Annotated in this window: 13 protein-coding genes and 1 riboswitch; of the genes, 7 read left to right on the top strand and 6 right to left on the bottom strand. The window is 59.7% G+C overall.

Annotated elements, in window-relative coordinates:
- Positions 1-8: 8 nt before the first annotated feature.
- Positions 9-1775, bottom strand: coding sequence for a bifunctional diguanylate cyclase/phosphodiesterase (locus tag ACP7E6_RS02255; RefSeq protein ID WP_426227508.1), 1767 nt, complete (start codon positions 1773-1775; stop codon positions 9-11).
- Between the two features lie 265 nt (positions 1776-2040).
- Positions 2041-2310, top strand: a riboswitch (cobalamin riboswitch).
- A 47-nt stretch (positions 2311-2357) separates the two neighbouring features.
- Between ACP7E6_RS02255 and ACP7E6_RS02250 the strand changes: the two genes are divergently transcribed.
- Both ACP7E6_RS02250 and ACP7E6_RS02245 read left to right on the top strand, forming a co-directional pair.
- The gene (locus ACP7E6_RS02250; protein WP_082512317.1) at positions 2358-2534 is read left to right on the top strand and encodes a CbtB domain-containing protein; all 177 of its coding nucleotides are present in this window, start codon (positions 2358-2360) and stop codon (positions 2532-2534) included.
- Between the two features lie 193 nt (positions 2535-2727).
- Complete coding sequence (locus ACP7E6_RS02245) at positions 2728-3501, top strand: CbtA family protein (RefSeq protein ID WP_426227506.1); 774 nt, start codon at positions 2728-2730, stop codon at positions 3499-3501.
- A 45-nt stretch (positions 3502-3546) separates the two neighbouring features.
- Here the strand turns inward: ACP7E6_RS02245 and ACP7E6_RS02240 are convergent, their stop codons facing one another.
- Positions 3547-4404, bottom strand: coding sequence for an IucA/IucC family C-terminal-domain containing protein (locus ACP7E6_RS02240; RefSeq protein WP_426227504.1), 858 nt, complete (start codon positions 4402-4404; stop codon positions 3547-3549).
- Positions 4405-4440: 36 nt separating this feature from the next.
- Complete coding sequence (locus ACP7E6_RS02235) at positions 4441-5730, bottom strand: glucoamylase family protein (protein WP_426227502.1); 1290 nt, start codon at positions 5728-5730, stop codon at positions 4441-4443.
- Between the two features lie 156 nt (positions 5731-5886).
- Here ACP7E6_RS02235 and ACP7E6_RS02230 point away from each other — a divergent pair, with 156 nt between their 5' ends.
- Together ACP7E6_RS02230 and ACP7E6_RS02225 are read left to right on the top strand one after the other, a co-directional pair.
- A complete protein-coding gene (locus ACP7E6_RS02230) occupies positions 5887-6684 on the top strand; it encodes a DUF1194 domain-containing protein (RefSeq protein WP_426227500.1) in 798 nt (265 codons plus the stop codon).
- A gap of 203 nt (positions 6685-6887) precedes the next feature.
- Entirely contained in the window at positions 6888-8090 is a 1203-nt protein-coding gene (locus ACP7E6_RS02225; RefSeq protein WP_426227498.1) for an aromatic ring-hydroxylating oxygenase subunit alpha, read from the top strand.
- A gap of 82 nt (positions 8091-8172) precedes the next feature.
- On the opposite strand, the gene ACP7E6_RS02220 is transcribed toward ACP7E6_RS02225, so the two are convergent.
- A complete protein-coding gene (locus ACP7E6_RS02220) occupies positions 8173-9585 on the bottom strand; it encodes an aminotransferase (RefSeq protein WP_426227496.1) in 1413 nt (470 codons plus the stop codon).
- 257 nt (positions 9586-9842) lie between these two features.
- Between ACP7E6_RS02220 and ACP7E6_RS02215 the strand changes: the two genes are divergently transcribed.
- From ACP7E6_RS02215 to ACP7E6_RS02205, 3 genes are read left to right on the top strand one after another with little or no spacing between them, the layout of a single operon-like run.
- Positions 9843-10754 (top strand): ABC transporter permease, encoded by a 912-nt coding sequence (locus ACP7E6_RS02215; RefSeq protein WP_426228508.1) that lies wholly within the window; start codon positions 9843-9845, stop codon positions 10752-10754.
- The gene (locus ACP7E6_RS02210) at positions 10751-11575 is read left to right on the top strand and encodes an ABC transporter permease (protein ID WP_426227495.1); all 825 of its coding nucleotides are present in this window, start codon (positions 10751-10753) and stop codon (positions 11573-11575) included. The genes ACP7E6_RS02215 and ACP7E6_RS02210 overlap by 4 nt, the downstream gene beginning before the upstream one ends.
- A gap of 7 nt (positions 11576-11582) precedes the next feature.
- Entirely contained in the window at positions 11583-12656 is a 1074-nt protein-coding gene (locus tag ACP7E6_RS02205; RefSeq protein ID WP_426228507.1) for an ABC transporter ATP-binding protein, read from the top strand.
- Here ACP7E6_RS02205 and ACP7E6_RS02200 read toward each other — a convergent pair.
- Positions 12620-13921: a flavin monoamine oxidase family protein gene (locus ACP7E6_RS02200; protein ID WP_426227493.1), complete on the bottom strand. Its 1302-nt coding sequence runs from the start codon at positions 13919-13921 to the stop codon at positions 12620-12622. The two genes, ACP7E6_RS02205 and ACP7E6_RS02200, sit on opposite strands and share 37 nt — an antisense overlap.
- Positions 13918-14991 (bottom strand): extracellular solute-binding protein, encoded by a 1074-nt coding sequence (locus ACP7E6_RS02195; RefSeq protein ID WP_426228505.1) that lies wholly within the window; start codon positions 14989-14991, stop codon positions 13918-13920. Before ACP7E6_RS02195 ends, ACP7E6_RS02200 begins: the two co-directional genes overlap by 4 nt.
- Between the last annotated feature and the right edge of the window lie 6 nt (positions 14992-14997).

The following is a 14997-nucleotide window of genomic DNA, read 5'->3' as shown; positions in this document are numbered from 1 at the left end:
TTACGCCGTCAGGACTGCGCAACGAGGCTCTGTTCCTGGTCCTGCATCAACCGAGCCAGCATATCGTCCGCCGGAACGGGATAGGCGATCGCATAGCCTTGCAGGATATCGCATCCAAGGCGCGTCAAAAGTTTGGCGTGCTCCAGCGTCTCGACGCCCTCGGCGATGACTTCGATGTGCAGCGCTTTGGCGATGTCGATGATGGAACGCAACAAACGCGTCTGTTCGCGTGATGTCGTGGTCGGCATCACCAGTTGCCGGTCGATTTTCATTCTTCGCGGTTTCAGCTTCACCAGCCCGATGATCGACGCGTGGCCGGAGCCGAAATCATCGATCTCGATGTCGATGCCCATGGCCTTCAAACCGGCCACATTGGAAAACACCTCATCCTCGCTATCGTCCAGAAAAATAGTTTCCAGCAATTCGAATGACAGCATATCCGGCTGAATATCCAGATGTTTTAATTGATCCATCAAAAGCGGATCCGACAGACGGGCGGCAGAAACGTTCACCGCGATACGCGGAACCTGCACACCCTGCCGCATCCAGGCCTGCCGATCCTTCAGCGCCGCTTTCAAAATTGCGGCGTCCAGATCGTCCAGCCGGCCAAGGCTGCCCGCAACCGTGATGAATTCGCCCGGCAGAATCATTCCGCGCTTTGGATGGCGCCACCGTGCCAGAACTTCCATTCCGACAATGCGCCGGGTCCGCGCATCGACCTGAGCCTGATAGTAGGGAATGAACTCCCCTTTCTCCAGTCCATGCGCCAATTGCCGGCCGACGCGCTGCTCGTTGTTGAGCTGCGCCTTCAAGTGCGCCGAAAACACCTCTACCCTACCCCGTCCCAATTTTTTGGCCCGTTGCAGCGCGATGTCGGATTCCGCCAGCAGGCTGGCGATATTACGGCCGCTGGCAGCCGCCACCCCCATCGACGCGCCGGTACGCAACACGTCGTCATTATGCCAGACAGATTGCTTCAATTGCTGCGCCAGTTGCTCAGCGCGGTGTTTAAGATCATCCAGGGCGGTAAAGTTTGCGATCAGAACCGCAAATTCGTCGCCGCTGACACGCGCGATGAACGAGTTCTTCGGCACGCCGGCTTCGATCCGCCTCGCACAGGATTTCAAAACGTCGTCTCCGGCTGCGTGGCCGGCGGTGTCGTTGATCTGCTTGAACCGGTCGAGACCGATATGCAGGATCGCCAGCTTCTCAAGGCCGGGCTCCCCGGCGAGTTCCGCCAATCGCCGGTCGAAGAACCGGCGATTGGGAAGTCCCGTTAGGTAATCGTGCTCGGCTGCATATTCGATCCGCTCCGTGGTTGCTTCCAGCGCGACAGCGCGCGCCTCGGCGATCGCCTTCTGCCGCCGCAGTTCGCGATTGAGCAGCACGTCAGCTGTGACATCCCATTCGGCTCCGATGAAGGTGATATGGCCGTCTTCCTCGAAACAATAGGCACGCGAACGCAGGTAGCGTGTTTCGCCATCTGGCAGAATGATCCGGTATTCCGAAGAGTAGACGTCCTTGGTCAAAATCGCCCGATCGAAGTCGGCTTGGGCTTGAGCAAAATCCTCGGGATGGATCGCGTTCATCCAGACTTCCGCCTTGACCCGCTTTTTGGTCTTGCCAGTCGCGTAGAGCCGGTGCATCTGCAGATCCCAGACGACTTCGTCTTTCTGGGTGTCGTGCTCCCACACACCGATCTGAGAAGCGTCAAGCGCAATTCCCAAGCGGCGAAGAATATTCTGGAATTCCTGTTCGGACCTCGCCGCGTTCATGGTTTTCTCTGTGGAGGATTCTTCGCGTATCAGCGCGGTTTTACCCTATGCCAAGGTTCCTAAAGAACTATTGTTCCATCATTTGAGAAGAGTATTTCCCATAAAAAACAACCACGGAGTGTTACCGCAAGGCAACCAGTTGCAACCAGGGAGAATTCGGCAATCCATTACATATCAGATTTAGATATTGTACTAAAAAAACAAGACAGACAATGCGTCATTGTAGGTCGCAGCGCTGAATTGACATGACCGGGGCGACGGCATAATCATCGTTGGATCAATTGGTTCCCTGGCGGCGAGGTGCTTTCGGGGAGTAAATGGGAACGTGACGGATGGACCCATTCTGGGCATCTTTATCACGGCCGACCCCGCGACTGTAGAGCGGTCAGAGTTTGTCATGCCGGTATGTGCAACCGGTAGAAACCACTGCGGCGACGGGCCCTTGGCCCCTGCCCCGGGAAGGTGAGACAAGCTCCTTGGCGCGAAAGCGCCTGACGCCGCGAGCCAGGAAACCTGCCGGTTGATGAGGGGCATGGTGCCCAATTGGTGGGATATTTCCCACGCGCCATCACGGAGGTTGTCATGGCTACGACTACAGTTTCAAGCGTTCCGCTTTCGCTCAACGACCGCATTACCACGGCTATTCTCGCCCTGTTGATCGGTGGCTTCCTGGTTTTCGGCGCCGGCCTTGCCAATTCGGCCGTGCTGCATGACACCGCCCACGACGTCCGCCATTCCTACGGCTTCCCGTGCCATTGATGTGAGCAGTGGAAGGCTTGAGGGCTTTCCACGCTCTATCGGTGAAACGGATGGTGGATTTCCTTTTGGAAATCGCGCGGCTGCGGGCTGCGCCCATGCTCTGGCATCGGGCGGTTTTTGCCGTGAGGAATTGAAACACGACAAGCGTTGAGCACTGACGAGAAATCGGCTCCGCTTGAATTTGGGGGTACAAATGATTGTCAAAACACTTCTGGCCGCATTGGTGGCTGGATTGATCGCGGGCGTCTTCATGACGGCGGCGCAGGAATTGCGGGTGGTCCCGCTCATCCTTCATGCCGAAGAATATGAGGTCAAGGAACCCGCTGCCGAACCGCCGGCGGCGACGGAAGGCCAGCAGCAGCATTCGTCGCTCAACCGCTCATCCGTGATCGGCGAGATGCTGTCGGCACTGTCGCCGGTCACGCCGGCCTATGCCCATGAGGGCGAGCATGAAGACGAGGGCGGCATCATGTTCGGCATGAGCCGGTTCTCCGGCACGCTTCTTGCCAATCTGGTGGCTGGCGCCGGCTTCGGCCTGTTGCTCGCGGGTGCCAGTCTCGTCTTCAACTATCCGATTACCTTGCGCAACGGCGCAGTGTGGGGCGCGTGCGGCTGGTTGACGGTTCATCTTCTGCCCGCCATCGGCCTGCCGCCGGAGTTGCCGGGCTTTCCGGCCGCCGATCTGCATGACCGGCAGATCTGGTGGATCGCAACCATCGTTCTCGCTGTCGCCGGGGTCTATCTCATCGTCCTGCGCGATGAAATCCTTGCAAAGATCATCGGGCTTGTCCTGATCGCCGCACCGCATGCCTATGGTGCGCCGCAGCCGTCTGATATTTCGAGCCCGGTTCCGGCCGTTCTCGGAGCGGAATTCGCGGTCGCCGCCTTGGCAACGACACTGGCATTCTGGATCGTGCTCGGCGTGATCTCCGGCTACCTGAACGACAAGCTTCTGAAATCGGCCTGAGCCTAAATCTTTGCCGCGCCGGCATTGCTTGCGCGGCAACGGCAATCAGAGGCCGCCGGTACGCTCGATATGGGCGTGCAGGCGGTCTCTTTGCGTCTTCGTATCGAGAAGAACGCAAACATCGCAGAAATCCCCGCCCTCTGTTCGATAGTAGAGACAGCAGCCGCTTCGCAGGCGGAACACGCGCTCGACCGCAACGCCATCGCAAACAGCCTCAACTCGCTGATAGCGCACGGCATTAGAGAAAAGCGGCGATCCCGTCCTATTGATGATGGCAAGTGCCGCAGCCATGGCGCGCTCCGCGTCGCCCAAGGCTGTACCAACCTCTAGGAAAGCGCCCGCAATGCCATCGGCCGCCAGCCGCCATTGTGCGACAGGAGAGAGGCCAGTGCATGCCTGGAGCGCGTCGATCACCGGAAGGACGCTTTCGACAAATAGATCGTGAAACAGTAGTGCCCGGTCGTCGCCACGCACAAAACGCTCGAAGCGAAAATGAAGACGGCTGATATCGGATGGACGCGTTTCCATCGGTGGAATGTGATCGTGCGGAACGACGGGCTCGAAACGGAACGCCAGGCGATCCGGGCTGAGGTCAGGAACGAGCACCGTCCGCAGATAGACCGCTGCAGCCGCGATGCTGAGATGATGGCTGTAGAAGGAAATGAGATGGGCGGCTCTGACGCGGTCATCCATGCCGGTGGCAAAACGGTTCTGATAGTCCAGCAGGCCGGCGACCATATCGCCATCACGACGCCATGCCTCGGTGACCGGCAGAAAATCGCCACCTTCTACCCCCAGCGATACGGCAACCTGCGGAAAATGCTCCGCCTGCCAGGCGATGGCGGCCTCCGCCTGCCCTCCATCGCCCTCGCAAAAACTGCTTGATTTTCGATTTTCATCCAAAGGGGCCACCCGTCATCGCATGGCAGCCCGTTTACCTTAAAGCCAGCCGCCAGAAAAGCCTGCCCGTCTGAGGCCGCGCCGTATAACCGGTGTTTCGCGCAGCATGTTCCAGTAAAGGCCTGTGCGATGGTTCTCGATCATCATCACCAACAGCCCGTGGTCAAGACCGACGCAACGGTTGTTCATCCACCCTTCCGCCGTCTTGCCAGGAACGCTGGGATTGAAACTGCCGATAAAACGGCCCTCGTCAACGACGTCGGGATAGCTCGAAAGGATATGCCGTGTCGCCGACATCGCCGCCTGCGGTTCGAACGGCAAGCATGCCAGCGGTGCCCAGGGTGCAAGCGTGCCATCGTCCGGCCCGAGCGGTGCACCGCGCGCAGCGTAGCCTGCAAATTGCTGGCGCCGTCCATCCTGCAAACGGCGCGGACGCTGCGGGCCGTCACAGGATGTCAGCCCCCAAGTGTCGGCGCCATAGCCGGTAAAATTGCCGGGATTGGCGATCGCATAATCGCGCTGAACGGCAATGGCACGACGGGTGTTTTCAAAATAATCCGTATCATGCGCCGCGACAGCCCCATCGCGGATGCCCCGGAAATCGATCCATGCATGTGAAAACAGATGAATGAACAGCGGCCCGGCGTAGAGGAACGGCTTGCCCTTGACCGTCATCCAATCGAATTTCCCGGCAAAGGCATCATAGCTTTCCTTGCCGATCGGATAGGATGGCGAGGCCAGAGCCAGCGTATACAGAATGATCGCCTCGCTGTAGGATTCCCAGCGATAGGGCATAAAGCCCGTCCGGGGCTTCCATCCGAGCCACAAGGCGCCCTTGCCGTCGAGTGCCCAGGCCCAGTTCGCCCGGGCATAGAGCATATCGACGTGAGACCGGATCTCCGTCTCGACCTCATTGTCCTGATTGAAATAGGTAGCCGCGGTGATCATGCCGGCGATCAGAAGCGCGCTGTCGATCAGCGAAAGCTCGCTGCGCCATGTCCGCAGACCGGTCTTCATATCGAGAAAGTGGTAGTAGAGCCCCTTGTAGCCGGTCGCATCCTTGTTGCGACTTTGCGGGCTTTGCGCAAAGAATCGCAAGGTGACCAGCGTCCTGGCAGCAGCATCCTGCCTGCTCATCCAGCCTCTCTCAACGCCGGTGGGATAGGCGGAAAGGCCAAAGCCGGTCGCAGCAATACTCGAGGGAGCATCCGGCAGTGAGGTATCTGCAATCAAGCCGTTTTCGGGATTGACGAACTCCAGAAAATATCCGAACGCCGCTTTCTGCAACCGGTCGATAATAACCGTGTCGGTATCGTTTTTCAGAAGCATTGCAGGCTTACTCCAGTCGATCGAAAGTTCACTAAAAATGACAGCCGGTACAAATCACCGATTGTTGAAGTCGCCCGCATCCGGAACGGTCGCCTCACCTACGATTTGTGTTACATTTTAGTTTCATACGATCCTTAGCAGTGATTGGATGACCTTATGTTCACAACACTTGCACTGTTTCTCACGATTTCGGGTACCCCAAGTGCAACACCTGTCGCCGACGTCGCTCAGGTGGATGTTGCATTGGTGCTCGCCGTCGATATGTCGGGGTCGATGGATCTTGAAGAGGCGCAAGTGCAGCGCAGGGGCTATGTCGAGGCCCTGCGTCACCCGGATTTCATCAATGCGGTCACCGCCGGCCTCAACGGCCGCATCGCCGTCAGCTATTTCGAATGGGCAGGCAGCGTCAACGAAACCTCTGTCATCAACTGGCAATTGATTGACGACGCACAGGATGCCGCAGACCTGGCAGAACATCTTGCATCCCGGCCGGTTTTCACCCGCCGCGGCACATCGATCTCCAACGCCATCACCGTCGCATCGAAACTGATATCAGCCAGCCCCTACGATGCGATGCGCCGGGTAGTCGATATCTCCGGCGATGGGCCGAACAATCTGGGCCCCCCGGTCGATCCGGCGCGCAACGCAGCCGTTGCCAGCGGCATCGTCATCAACGGCCTTGCCATCATCATTCGCCCGTCCGGCGGCACGGTTTCGCTGGACAGGTACTATGCCGATTGCGTCATCGGCGGCCCCGGATCCTTCGTTCTGCCGGTTCACCGGCCGGAAGATTTCGCCGTCGCAATCCGCCAGAAACTGGTCATGGAGGTCAGCCGCAAGGGTTCGGGCATGCGGATTATCCCCGTGCAGATGACGCCGCCCACCGATTGCATGATGGGTGAGAAGCTGCGTCCCGGCTTTCTCGACCGGATTTATCCGGAACTGGAAAAGTAGACTTTGTAGCGAGCACGCTCGTCTCGCGGCATGACAATATCAGGCTTTGGCATACGCCCTTCGCACAACAGCGCGAACCAGTAACCTCCCCAACGTCGCCATCAATTGGCAAACTTCAAGGATCGATGATGCCTCAACCTATTCCTTTGGATAGAAAAATGTGATTATATTGAATGAACGTTCAGCAAGATATGGGGAAATTCATGAACGAAATGACCCGGAACATCGGTATTCCCAATGACTGGGACCGGCGCGGCCTGCCCGGCTGGTGCTATCATAGCGACGCCCTGCTTGAGCTTGAAAAACAACATGTTTTCCGCGAACACTGGCAGATCGCCTGCCACATCTCCGACATCCCCGAGGCCGGCAATTACATCACCATGGACGTCGTCGGCGAGCGCGCGCTGATCCTGCGCGACCAGGACGGCACGGTGCGCGGATTCCACAATATCTGCCGCCATCGCGGCTCGCGCGTCGTCGCCGACGACAAGGGGACCTGCCGCAATGCGCTGGTCTGTCCGTTCCATGGCTGGGTCTACAATCTAGACGGCACGCTCCGCGGCGCCGCCCGCCCCCGCTCCTTCCCGCCGCTCGACAAGCAGGAATTTGGGCTGATCGCACTCGATCTCGAAGTCTGGATGGGCTTCGTCTTCATCCGTTTCGTGCCCGGCCCGCAACCTTCCGTCACCGAACTGATGCAGCCCTTCGCCGCCGAACTCGGCGAGTACAAGACGCAGGACATGGTTCCCGCCGCCGATATCTGGACCCAGGCCTCGCCGGTCAACTGGAAATCGGTGCGCGATGTCGACAATGAGGGCTATCACGTGGCGATGGCGCATCCGGCGCTGCAGGATCTCTACGGCTCGACATATTACGACGAGCCGTTCGTCAACGGCCTCTGCCGATCGTTCGCCACCTACAATCCGCATGCCGGCCGCCGCTGGAGCGTGCGCAACTATGTCAAGATCGCCCCGGAAGCAACACACCTGCCGGAGCATTTGCGCAAGGCTTGGATCTATTACGGCATCTTCGCCAATGCGGTGATTGCGGTGACGCCGGAGGCCGTGCAGTTCTATCAGGAGTTTCCGCTCTCGACGGGCGAAACGATATTGCGGGGCGGCGTCTACCGGCACCTCGACGAGACACGGCATCAACGTGCCGCCCGCTATCTCGCCTACCGCATCGACCGCGACACCCAGGCCGAGGACGTGCAACTGACGATCTGGTCGAATGAATCCATGACCTCGAAGGCCTTCAGCGGCTTCTACCTGTCCGATCTCGAATACGGCGTGCGCACCCATCACGACCACCTGCGGGCCATCCTGCCAGTGATGAACCTTCCCGCAGCCCCGGACGAACGGGAAATGGCCGGCATGAACAGCCGGTTGCACTCTGCAACTCTCTAATAAGCCAAAAGAAAGGGCCGGAAAAACCGGCCCTTTTAAAATTGAGCATGGCGGGAAATGAATGCCCTGCTCAAGACAACGCTCAGCCGTGCCAGAGCCCTTCGCGCACCAGCTCATCCATGGTGCGACGGATGCTTGAGCGCAGGATCGCCGTCATCTCGTCGATCTGCGGCACGGTGATCGTCAGCGGCGGCGACATCACGCACATGTTGATCAGCGGCCGCACCAGAAGACCCAGTTCCTGGCAATGCTTGTCGATGCGTTTTCCGACCTCAAGATCAAGCGTCAGCGGATTGTTGTGCACGCGGTCGGCGACACATTCGACGCACGCCATCAGGCCTACGCCGCGCACTTCGCCGACCAGCGGCAGGTCTTCGAGCATCTTCAGGCTCGCCTGGAAATGGCCGGAAATGACGCGAGCATGTTCGAGCAGTCCCTCCTCCAGGATATCAAGGTTCTTCAACGCCACGGCGCAGCCGATCGGGTGGCTGGAATAGGTTAGCCCATGCGCGAACATCGCATCCGGATGGTTGGACCGGCGCAGCTCTTCGAACAGGCGCGACGCGATCATCACCCCGCCGAGCGGGAAATAACCGGAGGTGACCCCTTTGGCGAAGGTGATCATATCAGGCTCGATGCCGAAGACATCGCTGGACGCAAAGACATGCCCCAACCGCCCGAAGGCAGTCACCACCTCGTCGGCGATGAAAAGGATTTCATTCTCGGCGCAGAGCTGCCGCATCCGCCGCAGATAGCCACCCGGTGGCACGATGACACCGCCGGATGCCATCACCGGCTCGGCAATGAACGCGCCGATGCGATCGGCCCCCCTTGCCTCGATGACCACGCGGAATTCCTCGACAAGAAAATCGCAAAAAGCTGCCTCGCTCGTCCCCTCCGGCCGGCGGAAGGGATTGGGGCAGGTCAGTTTCACCACCTGCTCACCGGCGCTGTCCATCCAGTCGTGATCGCGCGGACGGCCGTTCAGCGAGGCCGACAGATAGGTCGAGCCGTGATAGCCGCCTTGGCGCGAGACGATCAGCTTCTTTTCCGGGCGGCCTTTCACATTGTTGGCGAACTGCATGAAGCGCAGCGCAGTCTCGACAGCGGAGGAACCGCCCGTCGTGTAGAAAACATGATTAAGGTCACCCGGCGCATGCCCGGCAAGCCGCGCCGACAGCGTCACCGACGGTTCGTTCATCGTGTACCATGGCGAATTGTAGGCGAGGTCCATCGCCTGCTGGTAGAGCACATCGGCCAGCTCCTTGCGCCGATGCCCGGCATTGACGCACCACATGCCGGCAGGGCCATCGATCAGCTTTCGCCCCTCGCCATCGACAACATAGATGCCATCGCCGCTGACGATGCCGCCGCGTGCCTCGGCACCGATTTCGCCTGCCGTCGGCCAGGGTTGAACAAGATGGTCTTTCGCCAGCGCCACCATGCTCTCCGAGGCTTCGAAAGAACCGGTCGCATCGTCACGTTTCGCCGCCATATGCCGTCTCCACAGGTAATTTCACGGAAACTTTTCCAATCAAATATCTGAATTAAATTAGTAATTCTGATTATTTTGAATGTTCGTTCAATCAATACTGGCAGAAAAAACACTTGCGTTCAATCCCGTTTTGCGCTCATTCTGCATCCGGGAACCAAGAATGGCGGAAAACCGCCCGGGACGGACGAAATGATACCATCCCTGTATTTTCACTGTTGTACCGGCATGCCGCCGGAAAGGCGGCGCTGATGGTGGCGTTGCCGGGCGCCGTTGAAACGGAGAACAGACGGCCACTTGATAGCGGCCGCCGATGGACGTCCAGCGACGAGGCAAAAGGTCTGACGCTGATCTCGCCAACCTTGCTTTATGCACTGGCGCTGCTGTTCCTGCCGGTCCTCATCGTCATCGCCTACAGCTTCTGGTCCCAGGACTACCTGACCATCGACCGCAGTTTTACGCTTGAGAATTACCGCGTCGCCCTGACCGAACCGATCTACCGCGACCTGCTGTGGCGCTCCCTCACCATCTCGCTCGTCGTCAGCGTCATCACCGTTTGCTTTTCCTATCCCGTCGCATGGTTCATTTCCTTCCACGGCGGGGTGCACAAAAACCTCTGGCTGTTCCTGATCACCGTGCCCTGCTGGACGAGCTACCTGCTGCGCGTGATGTCGTGGAAGGTTATTCTCGGCTATCAGGGCGTGCTCAATACCGGGCTGATGTCCACGGGCCTGATCGACACGCCGGTGACCTCGCTGCTCTACAATTCCAACGCTGTGATCATCACGCTGGTGCACAGCTGGGCCGCCTTTGCCATCCTGCCGATCTATGTTTCGCTGGAAAAGATCGACCGCTCGCTGATTGAGGCGGCACATGATCTCGGCGACAACAAGCTCTGGAGTTTCTTGCGCGTCACGCTGCCTTTGTCGTTGCCGGGGGTGATTTCGGCCTTCCTGATCGTGATGATCCCGACCGTCGGCGATTACGTCACGCCGAAACTGGTCGGTGGCAAGGACGGCGTGATGATCGCCACCGCCATCCAGGCGCAATTCGGCAAGGGCGCCAACTGGCCGCTGGGCGCTGCTCTCTCCGTCACCACCATGGTGATCGTTTCGGCCATGGCAGGCCTTATGGTTCTGGCGCTGAAACTGTTTGTGAGGCGGATCAGATGAGCGGTCGTCACGGCATTCGAAAATCCCGCTGGCTGCCTGTCTACGTGACGGCTTACCTTGCCTTTCTCTACCTGCCGATCCTGCTCCTGCCGATCTTCTCGTTCAACAACGCGGCTTCCACCACCTTCCCGCTCGCCGGCTTCACCACCAAATGGTATGCCGCACTCTGGGGCAACACGGTGATGCTGGAGGCGGCGCGCAACAGCCTGATCGTCGGCATCTGCGTATCCGTCCTCTCCACCGGCCTTGCCATCTGCGCCGCCCGCGCCGTCACCCGCTACAAGTTTCGCGGACAGCGCGCCGCCACCGGATTGCTGATGGCACCGCTGTTCCTGCCGGAAATCATCGTCGCTGTGTCGCTGCTGATGATCGTGCTGCAGCTCGGCATCGAGCTGTCGCTGGCAACCGTCATTCTCGGTCAGACGGTGTTCTGTCTGCCCTATGCGCTGTCGGTGCTGATCTCCGGCTTTGATGGTTTCGACCGCTCACTGGAAGAGGCCTCACTCGATCTCGGCGAAACCGCGATCGGCACCTTCCGCCGGGTAACGTTGCCGGTTGTGGCGCCGGCGATCATATCCAGCCTTTTGGTCTCCTTCACCATTTCGCTCGACGAATTCATCCTCGCCTTTTTTCTGTCGGGAACCGAACCGACGCTGCCGGTCTATATCTGGGGGCAGTTGCGCTTTGCCGCCAAGCTGCCGAGTGTGCTGGCGCTTGGAACCTTGATGATCGCGCTTTCGATCGTCCTGGTCACCACCGCCGAAATCCTGCGCCGCCGTGCCGAAAACCGCCTCAAAGCTGGAGCCGCTGCCCATGGCTGACACCCCGATGATCGAAATCGATGCCGTCAGCCGCTATTACGGCATCTACCGCGCGCTCGACGATGTCAGTCTCGATATCGCCGCTGGCGAATTCTTCTCGCTGCTCGGCCCATCCGGCTGCGGCAAGACGACCCTTTTGCGTTCGATCGCCGGCTTCGACACGCCGACATCCGGCGATATCCGCATCGATGGCCAGTCCGCCATCGACCTGCCGCCCAACAAGCGGCCGACCAACATGGTCTTCCAGAACTACGCGATCTTCCCGCATCTGAATGTCGAGGAAAACGTCGCCTATGGCCTGAAGCGCCTCAAACTGGACGCGAGCGCCGAACGCCAGCGTGTCGGCAATGCGCTCGAACAGGTACGGCTCGCCCACTTGAGCAAACGCAAGGCGCATGAATTGTCCGGCGGCCAGCGCCAGCGTGTCGCCCTTGCCCGGGCACTGGTGATGCGGCCGAAGGTACTTCTGCTCGACGAACCACTCTCGGCGCTCGACAAGAAACTGCGCGAGGAAATGCAGGTCGAGCTGCGCACCCTGCAAAAGGCCGTCGGCATTACCTTCGTGCTGGTCACCCACGATCAGTACGAGGCCCTTGCCATGTCGGACCGGATCGCCGTGATGTTCGGTGGCAGGATCGCCCAGGTAGCGACGCCAAAAGAGATCTACCAGCACCCCCTCACCCGGCAGGTGGCGGATTTTCTCGGCGGCATGAATTTCATGCAGGCAAAGATCACCAGCGAGAGCGCCGTCAATCTGTGCGTCGAAACCACCCGCTTCGGCAATGTCACCATCGCCAAGCCCAAGGGATTTACCGCGCATAACGGCCAGGCCACCATCGGCATCCGGCCGGAACGGCTGCGGGTGCTCTGGGACGATGCCAAGGCCGATTGCGAGGTGACCGGCCATGTGGTCGACCGGCACTATTTCGGCGAGATCACCCACCTGATCGTCGATGTTCCGGGCCTGGAAAAACCATTGTCGGTATCGGAAACCAACAATTTCGGCGCCGACGATATTCCGGTCGGCGCACCGATCCGGCTGGCCTATGATCCGGATGCGCTGGTGGCGATGGCCGATTGATGCGCCGCGATCACCCTTACGGCCGCCTCACGGCCGGCAACGATCGCGCCTTCGATATAGGCGGGAAACGACGAGGCCAGTTCCGATGAGGCGAAATGGACCGGTGGTGCACCGGCGCGAAGAATGTCCTCGGCATCATAGGCCTGAAGGTCGGTGATCACATCGCTGTAGCCGCCACCACTCCAAGGGTCCCCGACCCAGTCGCGGATCAGGAGGCCCGTGACACCGGCGGCAGCTTCTCCCAGCGCTTCCACCAGCCGCCGGCGAATTTCGGCTTCGATGAACGCCCGCCCCTTCGCACTCCATTCGACGGCAAGCGGACCGCCTGCGAAGACGACCAAAGCCGTTGCCTGCACGCTGCTGACATCACAGGCGAACAGCCCCAGGGTATCGCGCCACAGGATCATGCCGCTCAAACCGCGATCGCGCCAGAACGGCCGTTCAAAGCGCACCAGCGCCTTGATCACCGTACCACTTTTCCAGGCGCCGAGCGCCCCGGCCAGAGACGCCGGCAAGCCCGGCTCATGGACAATGCGCGAGGCCATCACCGGCGGCACGGCAATGATCACCTGCCGCGCAGTTAAAACGTCGCCGTTGCCCGTCCTCACCGATACCGAATCACCCGCACGGGTTATGCGAACGACAGGCGTTCCGAGCCGCAGGCGCCGACCCAGCGTTGCCGCCAAAGCTTCGGCTGCGGCATGGATCGTGCCTTCGACGAAATACTGCAGTTCGTTGCCGTCGCTGGTCGTGCGCCGGTCGTTATCGATCAGATACCAGAGTGGGATTTCCCCCACCGGACGGCACCAAAGCCCCTCAACCATGGCCTGATAGCCGGCTTTCGCATCCGGTGGATCGTTCTGCCGGGCAAGCCACTCACCCGCCGTGAGCCCGGTAATCTTTGGATCGCGTGGATCTATCCCCCCGGCCCGGGCATGGATTCGGTCGGTTTCGGCAAAGACAACCTCCGGGTTGGCCGACGCTTGTGGTCGAAACACGAATTCCCCATCCAACGGCGTTTCCGCCAGCCTCAAGCCGAAGCGCCGCGCCAGTGCCGTGACATTCGGCATCTCGTCGCAGACGAACTGCCCGCCGGTATCCATCGCCACGCCATCGCCAAAAGCCGTGCGCTCGACCCGTCCGCCAACACGGTCGCGCGCTTCGAGCACGATCACGTCTAGACCGGCCGAAACCAGGGCATCAGCCGCCGAAAGGCCGGTAAAACCGGCCCCGGCGACGATCACATCTGCATCATATCCGCTCAATAGCCCGCCTTTATCTTCTCGAATTCTGCAATCATCTTCTGGCGTAATTCGGTCGGCATCGGCGACTGGAACAACGTCTTGTCGATAAACTTATCAACATCGGCATAACCTTTTTCGGCGAGGATCTTCGCATCCACCGCAGCCATCCCTTTGCCGTTGGAATGGCCGTAACCCCAGTCGTTGACCAGATAGGTGGTGATGGCCGGATCGCTGATCGAATTCAGGAAATCGTACTGCTTTGCCGTGTCGCCTTCGGCGCCCTTCAACCGGACATAGCCGCAGACCCAGGTGGAAAGCCCCTCCGTCGTATCCCGCTTGACGTCGGCCGGCACGCCGTCCTTCTGCAGCGTCGTCACAGTCTCGTTCCAGGCCCAGGCGAGATCGACCTCGCCGCTCGCCATCGCCTGACTGACTTCGGTATTGTCAGTCCAGTAGAGGCGGACATTCTTGTGCACCTCGCGCAGGAACGCGGACGCTTGCGCAAACTGCGCATCGGTCATTTTCGTCCAGTCCTTCACGCCGACGACAAGGCTGGCCAGCGCATAGGCATCATCGACATTGTCGCCGATCGAGACACGGTCCTTGAATTTCGGGTCAGCAAAGGCCTTCAGCGACTGAACCTCTTCCGGCTTCACCGTGTCGGTGCGATAGGTCAGCACCGTATTGCCCCATTCGAACGGCAGGAACCAGGCGGTGCCGTCATCGGACGTCATCAGCCCCTTCATCGCCTTGATACCCGGCAGGATGTCATTCCAGCCGGTGAGCTTGGAAGTATCGAGCGGCTCCAGCAGGCCAGCCTCGCGCCACTTGTTGACGCTCTGCGAACAGGGGTGGGCAAGATCCGCCTTGAAGCCGGAACGCAGCTTTTGGAACGCCTCTTCCTCATCGCCAAAGAAGCTGAAATCCGGCTCGGTTCCATATTTCGCAGTATAGGCCGGATGAAAGGCCGGGTCCTCATAGCCGGACCAGTCAAAGACGGTAATATTATCGGCGGCGCGAGCCGTAAAAGCCGCGCCGGACAGCAGCAAGGCCAGCAACGCGGCCTTGCTCGAATGTCTGAGCATTCCCATTATCCG

The sequence above is a fragment of the Pararhizobium sp. DWP3-4 genome (assembly GCF_049898205.1).
In the GTDB taxonomy this organism is placed as follows: Bacteria; Pseudomonadota; Alphaproteobacteria; order Rhizobiales; family Rhizobiaceae; genus Pararhizobium.
This window is presented reverse-complemented; position numbering and strand designations above follow the sequence as displayed.

Bases quoted from the DNA above. Each gene is read 5' to 3' on its own strand.
- ACP7E6_RS02255 (WP_426227508.1), bottom strand. From the start codon at position 1,775: ATGAACGCGGCGAGGTCCGAACAGGAATTCCAGAATATTCTTCGCCGC.
- ACP7E6_RS02250 (WP_082512317.1), top strand. From the start codon at position 2,358: ATGGCTACGACTACAGTTTCAAGCGTTCCGCTTTCGCTCAACGACCGC.
- ACP7E6_RS02245 (WP_426227506.1), top strand. From the start codon at position 2,728: ATGATTGTCAAAACACTTCTGGCCGCATTGGTGGCTGGATTGATCGCG.
- ACP7E6_RS02235 (WP_426227502.1), bottom strand. From the start codon at position 5,730: ATGCTTCTGAAAAACGATACCGACACGGTTATTATCGACCGGTTGCAG.
- ACP7E6_RS02230 (WP_426227500.1), top strand. From the start codon at position 5,887: ATGTTCACAACACTTGCACTGTTTCTCACGATTTCGGGTACCCCAAGT.
- ACP7E6_RS02225 (WP_426227498.1), top strand. From the start codon at position 6,888: ATGAACGAAATGACCCGGAACATCGGTATTCCCAATGACTGGGACCGG.
- ACP7E6_RS02220 (WP_426227496.1), bottom strand. From the start codon at position 9,585: ATGGCGGCGAAACGTGACGATGCGACCGGTTCTTTCGAAGCCTCGGAG.
- ACP7E6_RS02210 (WP_426227495.1), top strand. From the start codon at position 10,751: ATGAGCGGTCGTCACGGCATTCGAAAATCCCGCTGGCTGCCTGTCTAC.
- ACP7E6_RS02205 (WP_426228507.1), top strand. From the start codon at position 11,583: ATGATCGAAATCGATGCCGTCAGCCGCTATTACGGCATCTACCGCGCG.
- ACP7E6_RS02195 (WP_426228505.1), bottom strand. From the start codon at position 14,991: ATGGGAATGCTCAGACATTCGAGCAAGGCCGCGTTGCTGGCCTTGCTG.